This is a genomic window from Duganella kummerowiae, from assembly GCF_053572355.1.
Genome location: NZ_JBKFEH010000010.1, coordinates 483,034 through 499,360 on the forward strand (window position 1 = coordinate 483,034; position 16,327 = coordinate 499,360).

At 62.6% G+C, this 16,327-nt stretch carries 16 protein-coding genes and 2 pseudogenes; 16 read left to right on the plus strand and 2 right to left on the minus strand.

The window, feature by feature from the left end:
• The first annotated feature begins 2 nt into the window (after positions 1–2).
• The 16 genes and pseudogenes from ACLB1G_RS15835 (at position 3) to ACLB1G_RS15910 (ending at position 12,545) form a co-directional block, all read left to right on the plus strand.
• Entirely contained in the window at positions 3–314 is a 312-nt protein-coding gene (locus ACLB1G_RS15835; RefSeq protein WP_491628183.1) for a conjugal transfer protein TrbD, read from the plus strand.
• Positions 311–2,848, plus strand: a complete 2,538-nt coding sequence (locus tag ACLB1G_RS15840) for a VirB4 family type IV secretion/conjugal transfer ATPase (protein WP_491628184.1) — start codon at positions 311–313, stop codon at positions 2,846–2,848. The genes ACLB1G_RS15835 and ACLB1G_RS15840 overlap by 4 nt, the downstream gene beginning before the upstream one ends.
• On the plus strand, positions 2,845–3,639 hold the full coding sequence (locus ACLB1G_RS15845; protein WP_491628185.1) for a VirB8/TrbF family protein: 795 nt from the start codon (positions 2,845–2,847) through the stop codon (positions 3,637–3,639). The genes ACLB1G_RS15840 and ACLB1G_RS15845 overlap by 4 nt, the downstream gene beginning before the upstream one ends.
• A gap of 9 nt (positions 3,640–3,648) precedes the next feature.
• The gene (gene trbG, locus ACLB1G_RS15850; protein ID WP_491628186.1) at positions 3,649–4,527 is read left to right on the plus strand and encodes a P-type conjugative transfer protein TrbG; all 879 of its coding nucleotides are present in this window, start codon (positions 3,649–3,651) and stop codon (positions 4,525–4,527) included.
• 1 nt (position 4,528) lies between these two features.
• Positions 4,529–4,975: a conjugal transfer protein TrbH gene (locus ACLB1G_RS15855; protein ID WP_491628187.1), complete on the plus strand. Its 447-nt coding sequence runs from the start codon at positions 4,529–4,531 to the stop codon at positions 4,973–4,975.
• Between the two features lie 5 nt (positions 4,976–4,980).
• Entirely contained in the window at positions 4,981–6,354 is a 1,374-nt protein-coding gene (locus tag ACLB1G_RS15860; protein ID WP_491628188.1) for a TrbI/VirB10 family protein, read from the plus strand.
• Between the two features lie 12 nt (positions 6,355–6,366).
• Positions 6,367–7,137, plus strand: a complete 771-nt coding sequence (gene trbJ / locus ACLB1G_RS15865; protein WP_491628189.1) for a P-type conjugative transfer protein TrbJ — start codon at positions 6,367–6,369, stop codon at positions 7,135–7,137.
• A gap of 17 nt (positions 7,138–7,154) precedes the next feature.
• Positions 7,155–7,358: an entry exclusion lipoprotein TrbK gene (gene trbK, locus ACLB1G_RS15870; RefSeq protein WP_491628190.1), complete on the plus strand. Its 204-nt coding sequence runs from the start codon at positions 7,155–7,157 to the stop codon at positions 7,356–7,358.
• Positions 7,359–7,385: 27 nt separating this feature from the next.
• A complete protein-coding gene (gene trbL, locus ACLB1G_RS15875; RefSeq protein ID WP_491628191.1) occupies positions 7,386–9,215 on the plus strand; it encodes a P-type conjugative transfer protein TrbL in 1,830 nt (609 codons plus the stop codon).
• 14 nt (positions 9,216–9,229) lie between these two features.
• Positions 9,230–9,589: a hypothetical protein gene (locus tag ACLB1G_RS15880; protein WP_491628192.1), complete on the plus strand. Its 360-nt coding sequence runs from the start codon at positions 9,230–9,232 to the stop codon at positions 9,587–9,589.
• 110 nt (positions 9,590–9,699) lie between these two features.
• Positions 9,700–10,290, plus strand: a complete 591-nt coding sequence (locus ACLB1G_RS15885; protein WP_491628193.1) for a hypothetical protein — start codon at positions 9,700–9,702, stop codon at positions 10,288–10,290.
• Between the two features lie 89 nt (positions 10,291–10,379).
• On the plus strand, positions 10,380–10,664 hold the full coding sequence (locus ACLB1G_RS15890) for a hypothetical protein (RefSeq protein ID WP_491628194.1): 285 nt from the start codon (positions 10,380–10,382) through the stop codon (positions 10,662–10,664).
• A 387-nt stretch (positions 10,665–11,051) separates the two neighbouring features.
• Positions 11,052–11,228: pseudogene (locus tag ACLB1G_RS15895) on the plus strand (IS30 family transposase); the annotation flags it as partial.
• A gap of 7 nt (positions 11,229–11,235) precedes the next feature.
• Positions 11,236–11,557, plus strand: a pseudogene (locus ACLB1G_RS15900) (integrase core domain-containing protein); the annotation flags it as partial.
• 167 nt (positions 11,558–11,724) lie between these two features.
• Entirely contained in the window at positions 11,725–12,186 is a 462-nt protein-coding gene (locus tag ACLB1G_RS15905; protein ID WP_491628195.1) for a hypothetical protein, read from the plus strand.
• A gap of 53 nt (positions 12,187–12,239) precedes the next feature.
• Complete coding sequence (locus ACLB1G_RS15910) at positions 12,240–12,545, plus strand: BufA1 family periplasmic bufferin-type metallophore (protein ID WP_491628230.1); 306 nt, start codon at positions 12,240–12,242, stop codon at positions 12,543–12,545.
• Between the two features lie 206 nt (positions 12,546–12,751).
• Here ACLB1G_RS15910 and ACLB1G_RS15915 read toward each other — a convergent pair whose 3' ends face one another.
• Both ACLB1G_RS15915 and ACLB1G_RS15920 read right to left on the minus strand, forming a co-directional pair.
• Positions 12,752–16,045, minus strand: coding sequence for a zincin-like metallopeptidase domain-containing protein (locus ACLB1G_RS15915; protein ID WP_491628196.1), 3,294 nt, complete (start codon positions 16,043–16,045; stop codon positions 12,752–12,754).
• Positions 16,046–16,071: 26 nt separating this feature from the next.
• Positions 16,072–16,308: a hypothetical protein gene (locus ACLB1G_RS15920; protein ID WP_491628197.1), complete on the minus strand. Its 237-nt coding sequence runs from the start codon at positions 16,306–16,308 to the stop codon at positions 16,072–16,074.
• Between the last annotated feature and the right edge of the window lie 19 nt (positions 16,309–16,327).

Genomic DNA, 16,327 nt, shown 5'->3' on the forward strand with positions numbered 1-16,327 from the left:
CCATGGCGCTGCGCTCCATTCCGATCCGCCGCGTGGGCAACCGCCTCAACCTGTTCATGGGCGGGGATCGCGAGCTGGTCATGTTCGTCGGCCTGGTCGCCTTCGCCCTGGTGTTCAGCGCCCAGGAACTGCGCGCCTCCGTGGCGGGCATATCGCTGTGGTTCGTGGCGCTGTACTTGGCGCGCCTGATGGCCAAGGCCGATCCGCAGATGCGCCACGTCTACCTGCGGCACCGCCGCTACCAGGCCTATTATCCGCCGCGCGCCACGCCGTTCCGCGCCAACAGCCGTGAGCAAGGGAAGCAATACTCATGATGCCCGCACTCGTCACCGCCATTGCCGCCCTGGGCGCGCTCATGCTCGCGCTGCTGGCCCTGCGTCTCCGCACGGCCGGCAGCGCCCAGCGGCTGGCCCGCCATCGCGGCACCGGACCAGGCCTGGCGGACCTGCTCAACTACGCCGCCGTGGCGGAGGATGGCGTCATCGTCTGCAAGAACGGCGCCCTCATGGCCGCCTGGGCCTACCAGTGCGACGACAACGCGGGCAGCACCGATGCCCGGCGCGAGGCCGTCTCCCTGCACCTGAATCAGGCCCTGGCCCGCCTGGGCAATGGCTGGATGATCCATGTGGATGCGGTGCGCCGTTCGGCGCCTGGCTATCCCCCTCCGGAAGCCTCGGCCTTCCCGGATGCGCTGTCGGCCGCCGTGGACGAGGAACGGCGGCGGCTGTTCCAGCGCATCGGCACCATGTACGAGGGCGTGTTTGTCCTCACCGTCACCTATTTCCCGCCCCTGCTGGCGCAGCGCAAGCTGGTCGAGCTGATGTTCGACGACGACGCCAGTCCCAGGGACGGCAAGGCCCGCACGCACGGCCTGATCGCCCATTTCCAGCGCGAATGCGCCAGCCTGGAGTCGCGCCTGTCCGCCGCCTTGAAGCTGAACCGCCTGCGCGGGCACCCGGTCGCGCGCGAGGATGGCAGCGTGGCGCTGCATGACGACTTCCTGCGCTGGCTGCAGTTCTGCATCACGGGCGTCAACCATCCGGTGGTACTGCCCGCCAATCCCATGTACATCGATAACCTGATTGGCGGCCAGGAGCTGTGGAGCGGGGTGGTGCCACGCATCGGCCGCAAGTTTGTACAGGTGGTCGCCATCGACGGCTTTCCACTGGAGTCCACGCCCGGCATCCTGGCGGAACTGGCCGAGCAGGCGTGCGAGTACCGCTGGTCGTCGCGCTTCATCTTCCTCGATGCGCACCAGGCCGTGGCCCAGCTGGAAAAATACCGCAAGAAGTGGAAGCAGAAGATACGTGGCTTCTTCGACCAGGTGTTCAACACCAGCACCGGCAGCATCGACGAGGATGCGGCGAGCATGGCGAACGACGCGCAGGCCGCCATTGCCGAGACCAACAGCGGCCTGGTCACGCAAGGCTATTACACCAGCGTGGTGGTGCTGATGGACGAACGCCGCGAGCAGCTGGAGCTGTCCGCGCGTGCGCTGGAGAAGGCCGTCAACCGCCTTGGCTTCACGGCGCGGGTGGAAACCATCAACACCATGGACGCCTTCCTGGGCAGCCTGCCCGGCCACGGCGTAGAGAATGTGCGCCGGCCGCTGCTCAACACCCTGAACCTGGCCGACCTGCTGCCGACCAGCAGCATCTGGACCGGCCAGGACCACGCGCCATGCCCGATGTACCCGCCGCAGTCGCCCGCCCTGATGAGCTGCGTGACCATCGGTTCCACGCCGTCCCGCCTGAACCTGCATGTCCGCGACCTGGGCCACACGCTGATCTTCGGCCCGACCCGGGCCGGCAAGTCCACCCAGCTGGCCATGATCGCGCTGCAGGCGCTGCGCTATCCGGACATGTCGCTGTACATCTTCGACAAGGGCATGTCCATGTATCCGGTCACGCGCGCCGTGGGCGGAAGCCACTTCAGGATAGGCGGCGACGGCTCGCCGCTGGCCTTCTGCCCGCTGCAGTTCCTCGCCACGCGCACCGACCGCGCCTGGGCCATGGAGTGGATTGATACCCTGCTGGCCCTGAATGGCGTGGATACCACGCCAGAGCAGCGCAACGCCATCGGCGAGGCCGTCATCAACATGTACGAGAGCAGGTCGCGCACGCTGTCCGAATTCTGCCTCACCGTGCAGGACAAGGATATCCGCGCCGCGCTGCAGCAGTACACGGTGGATGGCCTGATGGGACATTTGCTCGACGCCGAAAGCGACGGCCTGGAACTGGCCGGCACCACCACCTTCGAGATCGGCGAACTGCTGGGCATGGGCGAGAAGTTCGCGCTGCCGGTACTGCTGTACCTGTTCCGCCGCATCGCACGCAGCCTGCTTGGGCAGCCCGCCATCATCATCATCGACGAGGCCTGGCTGATGCTGGGCCACCCGGTGTTCCGGGAAAAGATACGCGAATGGCTCAAGGCCTTTGCCAAGGCCAATTGCGTGCTGCTGATGGCGACCCAAAGTCTGTCGGACGCGGCCCGCAGCGGCATCCTGGACGTGATCATCGAATCGACCGCCACGCGCATCTACCTGCCCAACCGCGATGCCCGCAACCCGGACGCCGCCGCCCTGTACCGGCACATGGGCCTGAACGAGCGCCAGATCGACATCATCGCCGCGGCCGTGCCGAAGCGGCATTACTACGCGGTCTCGGAGCAGGGCAGCCGTTTGTATGAACTGGCGCTCGGGCCGCTGGCCATGGCGATTGCCGGTTCCACCGATCCCGATTCGATCGCCGCCATCGAGCAGCTGGAAGCGGAGCATGGCGACGCCTGGCTGCCCCTCTGGCTGGCCCGCAAAGGCCTGGCACTGGAAAACTATGGAGGTCCCGCATGAACATCGCCGACATATTCAAATCGCTCGCACCGGGCAAGGAGCAGGCCACGCGCCCGAATACCCAGGCCATCGACGGTGGCCGCCGCGCTGGCGAGCATGACAACCCCTATCTGGCGGCGCGCCGCACCTGGAACGACCAGGTGGCGGCCAATATCGCCAGCCGCCAGATGTTCCAGCTGTTGGCGGTACTGGCCATGCTGATCGCGCTGGCCGCCGTGGGTGGCATGGCCTACATCGGCAGCCAGTCGCGTTTTGTCCCTTACGTGGTCGAGGTGGACAAGGCGCGCCAGCCCAGCGCCGTCGGACCGGCGGAAAAGGCGGCGCCCGCCGATTGGCGCATCGTGCGCGCGGCGGTGGGCGGCTGGATCAGCGACGTGCGCATGGTGACCCCGGACATTGCCTTGCAGCGCAAGGCCGTCTTTCGCGTCTACGCCATGCTGGCGCCGAACGACGCGGCCACCGCCAAGACCAATGAATGGCTGAACGGATCGCCGGAGAGCAACCCGTTCAAGCGCGCCGAGAAGGAAACCGTGGATATCGAACTGACGTCGGTGATCCCGCAGACCGCCGACACCTGGCAAGTCGAATGGCTGGAAACCATCCGCGACCGCCAGGGCGCCATCAAGGCGGTACGGAACAGTTCGGGGCAGAGCGAGTCTAACCCACAGCGCTGGCGCGCCCTGGTGACGGTCTATGTCGCACCGCCATCACCGGCGGCAACCGAGGACGGCGTGCGTAACAACCCGCTCGGCATCCACATCCGCAGCTTTTCATGGACCAAGTTACTCTAGGAGACAGCAATGAAAAGACAACTGCTGGCATCGGCACTGGCGCTGGCCGCAATGGCGGCCCAGGGCGCCGACAAGGCCGATGCCTACTTCGCTACCGCAACCCCGAAGCTGAACCCGCAGGAAAAGGCGGCGCTGGCCATCGCGCAGAAATGGCAGGCGCCGGACGCCGACGCCATCAAGCCGCTGCCCGGCCCGCAGGGCGGCGTGCAATTCATGTACGGCGTGCAGCAGGTCAATGTGGTGTGCGCAGTGCTGCAGATATGCGATATCGAACTGCAGCCGGGCGAACAGGTCAACAACCTGAACATTGGGGACCCGCGCTTTACGGTAGAACCGGCGGTGAGCGGCAGTGCCATTGGCGACATCGTCCACCTGATCATCAAGCCCCTCGACGTCGGCTTGCAGAGCACGGCCGTGGTCACCACCAACCGCCGTACCTATCACCTGAACTTGCGCTCCCATCGCAGCGAATTCATGCCGCGCATCGCGTTTACTTATCCCGAGGAGGCGATGGCGAAATGGGAGGCAACCAAGGCGAAGGAAGTGAAGGAACGCGAAGCCCGGACCCTGCCGGAAACCAAGGAATACCTGGGCGACCTCGATTTCCGCTATAGCGTGAGCGGCACGGCAGCGTGGAAGCCGGTGCGGGTCTACAACGACGGCGTCAAGACCGTCATCCAGGTGCCCAAGGCCATGTCCCAGACCGACGCCCCGGCACTCCTGCTGCTACGCAAGGAGGGCGGGCTGTTCAAAGACGAGGAGGTGGCGCAGGTGAACTACCGCCTGCAGGGCGACCGCTACATCGTCGATGCGGTGTTCGACAAGGGCATCCTGATCAGCGGCGTGGGCCGCAGCCAGGACCGCGTCACCATCACCCGGGAGAAATGACATGGTTCGATCGATCACACCATTCCTGATGGCGCTGCTGCTGGCCGGATGCGCGGCGCAGCCGCCCGCACCGTCTAGCGCCTTGCTGCCGGACACAAAGCACAGTGGATGGCTGGCGGAGCAGGCGGCCGACCAGCTGGCGCGGCTCTATCCGCCCGCCAGCACGCGCTTCGCGCTGCAGCCGCAGTCCGGAGATCCCTTCGGGCCTGCCCTTGAATCGGCACTGCGTGCGCACGGCTATGCGCTGGCCACGCAGGCTGCGGCGGCAGCACCGGGCAGCCCGCAGGATGGCGCGGGGAGCCTGCCCCTGGCGTATGTGCTGGACCAGCCGCTGGACGCCGCCACCTATCGCCTGACGCTGGACGTGAACCGGGCCCGCCTGTCCCGCTTATACCAGCTGCACGGGGACGGGATGGCGCCCGCCGGCGCCTGGACCCGCAAGGAGTGACGCCCATGAACAAGCATGCTGCGGATCTGATGTCCCCTGACGCCTCGCCTGGGCAGCCTGCCAAGCACGCCGGGGTGCGGCGCGTGAACAACCTGCCGGTGTACATCGTGCTGGCGGGACTGGCGGTGGTGCTGATCATCATGGCGCTGGTTGCTTCCGACCGCTCGGCGCGGCAGAACCGGCCGCCAGAACCAAATCGCGAAGAGCAGGGCGGCAGCACCGCGATGTTCGCCAAGGAGGTCGCAGGCGAGCAGCAGGCCGGCCTGGTAACGGAAAAATCCGCCAATCCGCCAGCCATTCCTGCCATCGAGACCGCTCCGCCACTTGCGCCGGAACTGCCGCCCCAGGCACCGGCACCCATGCCAGCGCCGCCGGTAGCGGCCGCGCAGCAGCCCAGTCCGGCCGCAGAGGAGGCCAGCCGTATCCGCGTCATGAAGCTGCAGCAGTTCGATGAGGCGGTCAGGGCCAGGTCGTCGGTCAACCTGGGCGGCGCGCGCGCGGGAACCGGGATTGCCCTGCGCGACGCGGGCGATACGGCATCCCGCCTGGCCGCCGTACGCCAGCAACTGTCCGCCGGCCCCGACGACACCCTGGCTGCCTACCAGGCACGCTTGCAATTGCTGCAGGGCGGCGCCGCGCAGGGGGAAGGAGCGGACCGGAAGCCGCCGGATACGACAGGCGCGGCGCCTTCGGCTGGAAGCGCCGCAGGCAAATCGCTCTACACCTTTGCCGGCACAGGGCAGGGGGACCGCTGGCGCCTCGACTCCCGGCCCGAAGCACCACGCACCCCCTACGAACTGCGCACAGGCTTCGTCATCCCGGCCACGCTGCTGACCGGTATCAACTCCGACCTGCCGGGGCAGATCAACGCGCAGGTGAGCCAGGATGTGTACGACACGGCGCTGGGAAAATACAAGTTGATCCCGCAGGGCGCGCGCCTGATTGGTACCTATTCGAGCGAATTGGTGTACGGCCAATCCCGCGTGCTGGTGGCTTGGCAGCGCATCATCTTTCCGGACGGACGGGCGATGGACATCGGCGCCATGCCCGGGGCGGACAGCGCGGGCTTCAGCGGGCTGACCGACCAGGTCAACGCGCATTATGTCCGGCTGTTCTCCTCCGCCTTCCTGATGTCGGGCATCACTGCCGGCATCGCCATGACCCAGCGCGACAGCACTGCCAGCCTGTACGGCCGTCCGAGCGCCGGTACGGCCCTCAGCGAAGCGCTGGGGCAGCAGCTGGGCATGACCACGGCCCAGCTCATTTCCAAGAACCTCAACATCGCACCCACGCTGGAGATCCGGCCTGGCTACCGGCTCAACGTTACCGTGACCAAGGACCTCACCTTCAGCCGTCCCTATGTGCCGTTTGACTATTGAAAGGAGAAAGCCATGACACCCATGCCGCCGCGCCGCACCGCCCGCAAGATCGCGATGCTGTGCGCGTTATCCCTGCTGTCTGCCGCACCGACCCGGGCTGCGCTGCCCGTGATCGACGGCAGCAACCTGAGCCAGAACGTCGTCACCGCGCTGGAGCAGGTGGCGCAAACCTTGAAGCAGATCCAGCAGTACCAGACCCAGCTGCAGCAATACGAAAACATGCTGCAGAACACGCTGGCCCCGGTGACCAACATCTGGGACGCCGCCAGCACTACCATGAACCAGCTGCGCGGTAGCATCGACACCCTGAACTATTTCAAGACCACGCTGGGGAGCGTGGACAGCTACCTGGGCAAGTTCCGCGACACCAGCTACTACCGCAGCTCTCCGTGCTTCAGCGTGAACGGCTGCTCGGCGGCGGAGTGGGCCGCGCTGTCGGAGTCCGAACGCATCGGCTCGGTGGCCCAGAAGCGCGCCAACGATGCCCTGTTCAAGGGCCTGGACCGGCAGCTATCCGCGATGGAGACCGATGCCGCCAGGCTGCAGCAGCTCCAGAGCGCCGCCCGCAGCTCAAGCGGCCAGCTGCAGGCCATCGGCTACGCCAACCAACTGGCCAGCCACAGCGCCAACCAGCTGTTGCAGATCCGGGCGCTGCTGATCGCGCAGCAGAATGCGATCACTACGCGCGATCAGGTGCTGGCCGACAGGGAGGCGAAGGAAGCCGCTTTTTCTGCAACGTTTCGCGCTAGCCGGTACAAGAAGAGCGCCGACAAAAAATGGTGATGAAAAGGAGATTAATCATGGATGCGAAAAAAAACTTCGTTCTCTGCGCCGGCTGGCTTTTCGTTCTTGCTCTTTTGGCTGGATGTAAGCCCGAACCATTGGTCGCTAGTCCGGCCTGTGTCGAGATGAACAAGACCACTGATCCGATAAAGAAAAAGGAGCTTGAGAAGCAGTGTCCGCGAGCCAGCAGGTTTAAACCTAGTCCACATGTGACCTGGTAGCCGATCAAGATGTGCAGAGGAGTTGAGATGAATACCAAGATTAGTGCCTCTTCCATGTGCTTGTTTGTCATGGTTATTGTTGGGGTAGGCTTCTCGCTCGAGGCGCACGCAGTTGTAGACAACGCTGGTGTCTTTGATAAGGTGCTGTCCCGCTATTCTGACATTGCGGAATCATGGGAAAGGACCATTACAGCGCGGGCCTCTTGGCTGTTCTGGACACTGGCGACCATCAGTATGGTCTGGACCTTTGGCATGATGGCCATACGGAAAGCGGATATAGCTGAGTTCTTCGCAGAGTTCTTACGGTTCACAATTTTTACCGGGTTCTTCTGGTGGTTGCTGGACAAGGGGCCAAAGTATGCTACCTCGATTATGGTCTCCATGCGCCGGATCGGTGCGGAAGCAGCCAAAACTGGAGACGATCTCTCGCCGTCCGGAATAGTCGACGTCGGCTTTGCCATCTTTGACAAAGTCGTTGATGCAACCAGTATCGCTTCGATGACTGATAGCATATGCGGGGTGCTGATCGGATTAGGGATATTGGTTGTGCTGGCACTAGTCGCAGTGAATATGCTGGTACTACTGATCAGCGGCTGGATACTTGCGTACGCGGGCATTTTCTTTCTCGGCTTCGGTGGATCACGATGGACTTCGGAAATGGCGATCGGGTATTACCGTATGGTGCTCAACATCGCTGCGCAGCTCTTCGCGATGGTACTGATTGTCGGGATCGCTAAGAAAATTGTCGATGACTATTTCATGGCGATGAGCGGCGGACTCAACTTGAACGAACTTGCCGTCATGCTGATAGTGGCCGTCATCACCTTCGTTTTGGTTCGTACTATTCCGGCTCAGTTGGGATCGCTTTCCAATTCCAGCACCGGCGCCTTGGGCACCGGCTTCGGCGCCGGCCATGCCATGGCTGCCGCATCCATGCTTGGCGCTGCGGCAGCCACTGTGGCTTCCGCTGCGGTATCCGCCGCCGCCAACATCGGCGGCGGCATCCAGGCGATCAGCGCTGCGATTTCCAGCGCCAGGGGAGGCGGCGGTGGGGGCGACGGCGGTGGCGGTGCGACCCCGCCTGCGGCTGGCACGGCGGGTGGCGACGGGCAGAGTGGGCAGTCAGGCGTCAGTCCATTTGCTGCCGCCATGGGCGACACCCCCGCCGGCGCGTCAAGCTCATCAATGAGTGGCTCAGCAGGAGGCGACCAGGACGGGGGCGCTGGTGGTGCGCCAGGCGGATTCGGCGATTCTGGCGGCACACAGGACGGAGGCGGGGCGGGTGCAGCGCCGGAAGCCGGCTCCAGCAGCGGTGAGAGCGGCCCGTCTGGCGATGGTGAGGCGGGTGAGGCCGCAGGCGCGGGACAGGCGGCGGGCGGCGATGCCGCTTCTCCGCCGGCATCGGACGGCGCTACTTCGGAAACGCCTGCCCCGCCTGATGGTGGCGGTGCCGGAGGCGGCAGCGCCAGCGCCAGCGGTACCGGCGACTCACCCCAGGCCTCATCATCACCGGTTTCCTCATCCCAGGGCGCCAGCGCCAAAGGAACACAGGAAGGCATCGGCAGCGGCGCTGCCAAAGCGCAGTCCAAGCTATCACTACCCGTACGTGCAGCCCTGGTAGGCGCCAAGACCCTGGGCCACCTCGTCAAGGGAGGCCTCGATGTCGGCCGCGACGCTTTTAGCAACCGGATGGCGCAAACCGTGGGCGGCAAGATCGCCATCGCAATCAAGGCCAGCGCCGCCGCGAAGGAATGGAAGTCCAGCTTGAACACCGTTTCCGCCGGCAGCGAGAAGCCCGATGCCGCATCTGAAATCGCCGCATTCCGTGATCGCAGTCCCAATCCGCAGCACCCTTAACCAAGGAGGATGTCATGAACGATGTGCTCGCCAAAACGTTTGGAGGCCTGTCCAAACAGTACTACTTCCGCCAGCTGTTCTTTGCCGGCCTGATCACCCTGGTCTGGTACCTGGCCACACAGTCGATGCCGCTGGAGCGGCGGCTCCCGCAGGCGCTATGGATAGGACTGAATACCTTGCTGTATCCCTACTCGCGCTTCGTGTACGAAAGCGTGATCCGCTTCATCGTCGGCCAGAATTTCTTCATTGTCAACGGCGTGCTTTTCCTGGCGACCAAATTGGTTTCCATGCTCATGTGCTATTTCCTGGCCATGTTCATCGCGCCTGTCGGGCTGGCCTATCTGTACTACCACCACAGCAAAGCCAGGACGTAGCTCCCGGTCCTCGAGACCATCCGGAAGTGCTCGGGCAGGCGCCGGGGCGTGAGCCCGGGATGGCAGCATCTCCCATTTCTTTACCCAGGTAGCGATCAAAGGAGCTTTCCATGCAGCCGACAGACGAAATCCCCAGCGTATTGCGCGCGATAGCGAATGATCTCCGAGCAGAGTTGCGCCAGGATTCCCGGTTCTTTGGCCCCTGTGGCGCGGTGGTGGGGTTGTTGATGCTGTGGCGTGACCGGCTGCGACCAATGGCATTTTGGCGCGGCGACACGTGGCCGCACGCGCTGTTCTCCGATTTTGTCGCCTTCAATGCCTTCTCCTTCATTTTCCTGGGACTCATGATGTTCGGCACGATGGCAGCAGTGGCCCGCCGCGCCGGCAGACCGCTGCTCAGGCTCGACAGCATGGTCGTCCACATCGAGTCACGGCTGCGCCAACTGGCAAGCTCCATCATTGCATTCACGGCGGGCCTGTCCGTGATCGCCCTGCTGCATGGCGTGCTGGCGCTGTCCGGTGGCGGGCTCATGCTGGTGCTGGCGGTGCTCTTATTGGACGCGATGCTGATCGTCGGCTTCCTCTCCGCCGTCCTCATTGCAAGACGCGTGGCGCCGTTCGATACCTGGTGGGCTGCGGTCGTGCTGTTTGTTGCCGCGTTTGGAAGTGCGGTGTACCTGCTGGTTTACGGCCCCGGGTAGACTCGTGTCGGGGAACGTTCTGGCTTGTTTATGACATTTTGCAAGTACTGCGACCGCGGAGTGATGCTATGCTGGACAGGTGTGCTTGTATGTGGCTGGCAGCGCCAGGAGGAGATGCTCCCTGGGCACTTGAGCGCTACGTGCGCTTCTCGAGACACGTTAAAACCAAGGCAATCATGGCTATCATTACACCGCTCTTTTTTGTTACAGGCGCCTTGCTGCTGATTTTCGGCTTCAAGAAAAACAACCGTGCCATGCTGACGTTGTCAGCGTTCCTGTGGCTTGCTTCCGGGACTTGGAACGACTTCTCCAACGGCTTTGCTGATGGGGTGCGCGACACCTACGTGGCTGTGGCGCCATCTCACCCGCAGTAAATGACCAGCAAGACGTGCCGTGCGATTGGTCCGTAATCGCTTAGATTTGGTTGAAGGAGCTTCGTTATGAGACATCGACTTCTCTACAATCCGAAGCGCTTCAGTTCTCCGACGATATTGGATGTGAACGTGTCTTTCTTTGGCGCCACCATCAAAGTATGGGACCAGGCATTTACTGGGAACATGGATAAAACGTTGGCTGAACTTAAGAGACGTGCAAGCATTGATGCAAAGATGCGTGACGCATCCAGCGCTCAGACATCCGATCTGGCGAGTAGCGAACGGAATAATTCGGTGTCCCGCCCATGATGATTGATGGAACAGTGCCGAGTCGACCCGGCACTGCGATTTGGCTCACGCCATCACCCGCCTCTGCCGCGATGATGGCTTCGACAATATTTTCCAAAGGGAACTGATCTCGCGCGATACGGCGCTCCAGATCTCGCTGCAGTGACTACAGCACTCAACAATCGCCCTCGCAGGGTGCTCGGATGGCGAACACCGGCAGAAGCATTTGCCGATCATTTATCATACGCAAACGCCAGTGTTGCGACCACCGGTTGAATCTGGGCAATACGTTTCGATCCGATATAGCTGGCGTTTGGCCGAAGCCGGAGTTGAGCCCTCTGTGGTTAGCAAGGGCGACAGCTATGACAACGCGCTGGCCGAGACCATCAACGGTCTGTACAAAGCAGAGCTGATACATTGCCGTGCTCGCTGGAAGACGCGTGAGGCCGTTGAACTGGCGACGCTGGAATGGGTTACCTGGTTCAATCATCATCGCTTACTCGAAACCGCTTGGCTATATACCGCCGGCCGAAGCTGAGGCAAACTACTATCGACAACTTTCCGAGCAGGCTAAGTCGCCTGACTCACACCAAACGGCCTCCTAATTTTCCGGGACGATTCAGTGCATTACGTTACCGCGGGGATTTGGCGTTTCTTGTCTCCGTTATAATCTCGAGCCAAGCACGCTAGGGCATACCTCCACGCCCATAAGCAGGACCCCTGCTGGGCTTGCCAGGGATCTTCGTAGCTTACAAAAAAGGATTGGTAAGAGATGGAAATTGCTCTGAAATCTAGTTTGCCGGAAATAGTTTCGTCAGTAATTTTAATACTCGGCGGTATAATAATTACTTTTTTGACGAGCTATGATGCAGAATTGAGGGGCATGCATGTTTTTTATTGGGCGTATTTATTGATTTTTTTTACTCTTCTTCTGTGCACTCATCTACTGATTCTGGTTTTTATAAAGAGCAAAACTTTTGCTTGGTGCGTTGTTGCCGGTTTATTTGGGTCGATCATTGTGGCACCTTTGGCTTATATTTTTTCTGTATGGTTTGATATATTTCATCTGGGCCATGAACTTGCAAATAAAAATAATGTTCGGCTCGTGGATTTAATTTTGGTTTCGCTAGGATATTCTTTCTTTGCTATGCACTCTTGGATGTATTCCCTTTCTCATGGATTTGTTATATTTATTTATAAATTCGTAAGAAAAGACAAAAATGGCTGCCGATAAAGCTAGAAAGTATTTTGCTATCATCCATAATTGCTGGCATAAGTGTCTTGGCATTGGAGGTATCTGCGGATGAGGTTCGAAATTGGAGAAAGATTGATGACCCGAAAAATAAGGATAAGGCGAAATTCGAGAAGTGCTTCGCCATAGCAAAAGCAGGGCAAAACGACTGCGCATCGGCTGCCTCTACCCATGATTGTTCGCAAAAAGGAGCAGTCGATTACGCTAGTTCCGATTGGAAATATGCTCCAAAAGGAACTTGCGAAAGATTAGGAGGTAAAATTAGCGCAAAGCAGGCCGAGTGCCCCGCGCTCATGACTCTAGGGCCTCCGTTTACGAACTGGGCCGACTCTGCTATTTAACCTAAATCAAGTTTGGTGCATCCTCACCCTTAGGTCGTGCGGAAATCCTGAGAACGGAAGTCTGGCAGACAAAGTGTTCCAGAGAAGCGGCAGCCCCTGGCGTACTCCAAGTCTTTTCGTCCCGATTTGAACCATTTATGCTCCCAGAGCACCGGGGAAACTAGGCCCTTTTATTGAACTGATGCTAGCTTTCGGTGATTCCAGCGCTACACTGTTGCATGGCCCCGCCGCAAATGAGATGGCATTTTGGCACCTTGAGGTAGCTCGACATGGAGATGGCGTTCAGTCTTCTGCGTGAGCATCAGTTCCTGCGCCGTGATAACCGCCGCGACGACTCGCTGCAACTGCCGCTCCACCGCCTCCATCCCCAGCACGCTGTGCGTGGCCAGGTCGTTGAAGTCGGTATGCCGCTTCATGCTGCTCAGCGCCTCCAGCTGCGCATCGCTGATCGTCCCATCGCCGCGCTGGTGGCGCTTGTACAAAGCAGGCGTTATCGGCGGCAGGTGATCAGGGTAGTTGTTCTCGCCCGGCCCGAATACGGGCAGCATCACCTTGCCGCCCACCAGTTCTGCCGCCGCCTCCGCCTTGCTGCGGCCTGGATTGACCCCTTGCGTGAGTTCCAGATGGCGGTCGTCGTCGCCCGCGATGATCACTGGCTTGCCGGGAAAGCGCTGGTGCAGGGACTGGGCGACCGGGGCCAGGTTGCCCGCGTCGAACGCCGCGACGGTCGCCTGGCCCAGCGCCTTGCCCAAGGTGACGGCCGTGGCGTAGCCCTCCGCAATGACCAGCACCGGCGCTGCAGCCAGCGCCTCCATCCCGCCGACGGCATGGAAGCAGCCCTCCTTGCGACTGTCGCGCGCGAAGCGCTTGCTTCCATCTTCCTGTATGTACTGCATGGTCCACTGCTTGCCCTGGGCATCGGTGGCGGGAAGATAGGTTTTCTCGCCATCTTTATCGGTCAATGCGCCCGGCTGCGGGGCGATGCCCTTATCGCGCATGTAGGCTGTCGGCTGCAGCACGGGCTTCAGCTTTTGCGCCTGCCGCGCCACGCGTGCCGCCGCCTGCTCATGCCGCTTGGCCAGCGCTGCCTCGCGCTCGCGCTGCCTGCTGGCCGACCCGGCGGCCAGCGCCGCCTTCTGCTGCGGCGTGAGCGCATAGCCCTTGGCCTTCCACGTCATCTCCGCGCCGGTCTTGTTGTTCTTGACGTAGCCGGCCGGATGGCCATCCATGTGTCCGACGTAAAACCCGGCCCCGGAGCGTTCACTGGGCTTGTCGCCCTCCACCTGGATGCGGTGCTTGCGGCCATCCATGATGGGATGTGCCCCGTCCACCACGCAGCCGGCAGTGCGCAGCGCCTCGGCAAACTCCTCCCTCGGCGAAATCGGCGGCGGCTGCTGCGCGGTGGTCACACTCGGCAGCCATTTCTGCAGCCGCGCCATGTCGGCTTGCTCGCCCGCGTACCAGGACCGGACCTGCACGTCCCACCTGGCGCCTGCCTCCTTGGCCTCGGCGCGGTCCCTGTACGGCACGGCGAGGTATAGCCGCTGCGCTTCGGCCGGCTGCCCGTCGCCTGCCGCGCTGCGCTCGCTGGTGCGCTCGGCCGCCGTTGACGCCGCGCGCTGCCACTTCACAAATGCCCCGGCATCCACCTCGGCCGGCACATACCAGGACTGCTCCTGGCGGTCCCACCTGGCGCCCAGCGCCTTGGCCTCGTCCTTCTGATTGTAGGGGACGTTGATGTACACCCGCGCCTCATCCATGCGCTGGGACGCCTGCTTGTCCCTCTCGGCTTCGATGCGGCGCTGCAGGTCCTCGTCGTTTATGGTTTGCGCGAATTCGGCATTCTTGCGCCGCTCCCGTGCCGCGCTGATATCCTCGTCGGTGCTGTCCGGATCGCGCCGCACCCGTTCCTCGTTGATGCGCGCCAGCTTGGCCGCCTTCTCGTATTCGTCCGGTGTGGAGCGTGCATCGACGAGGGCGAGCCGTTCGGCCAGTTTCTCCGCTTCCTGCTCGGTGTCCCGGTCGCCGACCCAGGAGCGAAAACCGTCCACCTGCTGGACGAACACGCTCCATGTGGCCTGCTCATTTTCGGCGACCAGGGCGATATGGATGCCGCCATTCCAGTGTTCCGGCAACTCGGCGCCCAGCGAAGCGACGGCAGCGCGCGCATACTCGCCTTGCGCAGCCTCCTGCTGGTCGCCCTGCGGGCCTGTCAACAAGTGCTGGCGGGCCTCTACCAACGGCGCATCGGCCACCAGCTGCGCGGCCTGCGCCTGCGCGCTGTGTATCTTTGTTTCCATGGCGTCGGCATCCTCGGGAAGTGGGTGGCGCTGCCAGAACAGGTTCTGCTCAGCGACGGGAAGAAAGGTCGACAAGGCGGCGTCGATGCGCTCCAGCTGGCCGATCGTGGCCCGGTCCAGGGCCCGCAGCAGCGTCCCTTCCAGCAGTTGCGCCAATAGCCACTCCTCGGTGCGCCGTGCCTGCGGCTCGGCGGTGTCCGCGCTGTCGGAGGACGGAGTGAACAGCGCCTGGCGCAATTCGCTATCGTCATCCGGCAGCGGCACGGTGGCCGCCACCGCCTGCTGCTGCCGCATGTCCTGCTCCTGCAGCAGCACTTGTTCCAGCCCGATCAGGTAGCCCTGGATCTTCTCCGCGTCGGCCGCTGCGCGGAAGATTTCCATCGGCTCGTCCTGCAGCGCCTTGATCCAGGAGCCGACATACGCGGCATGCTGGCCCGGGTCGTGGCCGATGCCCAGCGTGTCGCCCAGGATCATGCTGGCGATTTCCGCCCGCAGTTCCTCCCGGGCGTAGGCTTCGCTGCCGAACGGGTGGGCCAGGTCGCGGTCCAGGCGCGACGGATGGCCGGTCCAGTGCCCCAGCTCGTGCAGTGCGGTGGCATAGTAACGCTGCGCGTCCGGGAAGCGGCTGCGGTTCGGCAGGTGGATGGTATCGGCATCCGGCCGGTAGAACGCGCTGTCCTGCTGGCCGTGCGTGATGCTGGCGCCCGATGCCTGGAGGATGCCCTCCGCGCGCGCGATGGGATCCCACTCCTGCGCCTGGCGTGCCAGCGGCGGCATACCGTCGATCTGGGCCGCGTTGAATACCGTCGCAAAAAAGTGTTTGGGGCGCTCCAGCGCCACGGTATCCTTGACTGCTTTGCCGCGCGCATCCAGCAGCGGCTGGCCATCCTCGCCGGCGCGCACCTGCTCCTCGCTGAACTTCCAATACTGGATGCGCGTTCCCTTCTCGCCGGCGCGCACCTGCAGGTCCAGCGAGGCGGCCTGCTTGTAGGTCATCCAGCGCGGGTCCTCATAGCCCTGGCTCATCAGCTGCAGTGCATTGATGCCCTTGTAGCGCTGGTCGGTGACGGGGTTCATGGGCAGGAAAGTGTTGGGTTCTCCCGCCTGCCACGGCTTTTGCCATGGCGCGGTCCCCTCGCGCAGTTGCTCGATCAGCTTCTCCGCGACGGTCTCATAAAACGGCTTGGTCTCGTTTTTCATGATCAGGTCCTCCCGGGCATGGTCGGCTAGTCCGCCGGCGGGGTGATCGGGACGTCGTACGCGCTATCGAGCGCGTCGGCTTCGCTGAGCGCATCTTCGCGGAATGCGCCCGCCGCCTCGGCTTCGGCCGGATCGAACTCCGCCTGGAAGCCTGGCAGCTCGGCGTCGGCCAGCTTCTCCTTGACCGGATCGGGATACTGCACCGAGAGCAGGTCCGCGTCGTCGGCGTTATCCTGGTCTGCATGAATTTCCGGGTTCTGCATGTCATCCTCCTTGTGGTTG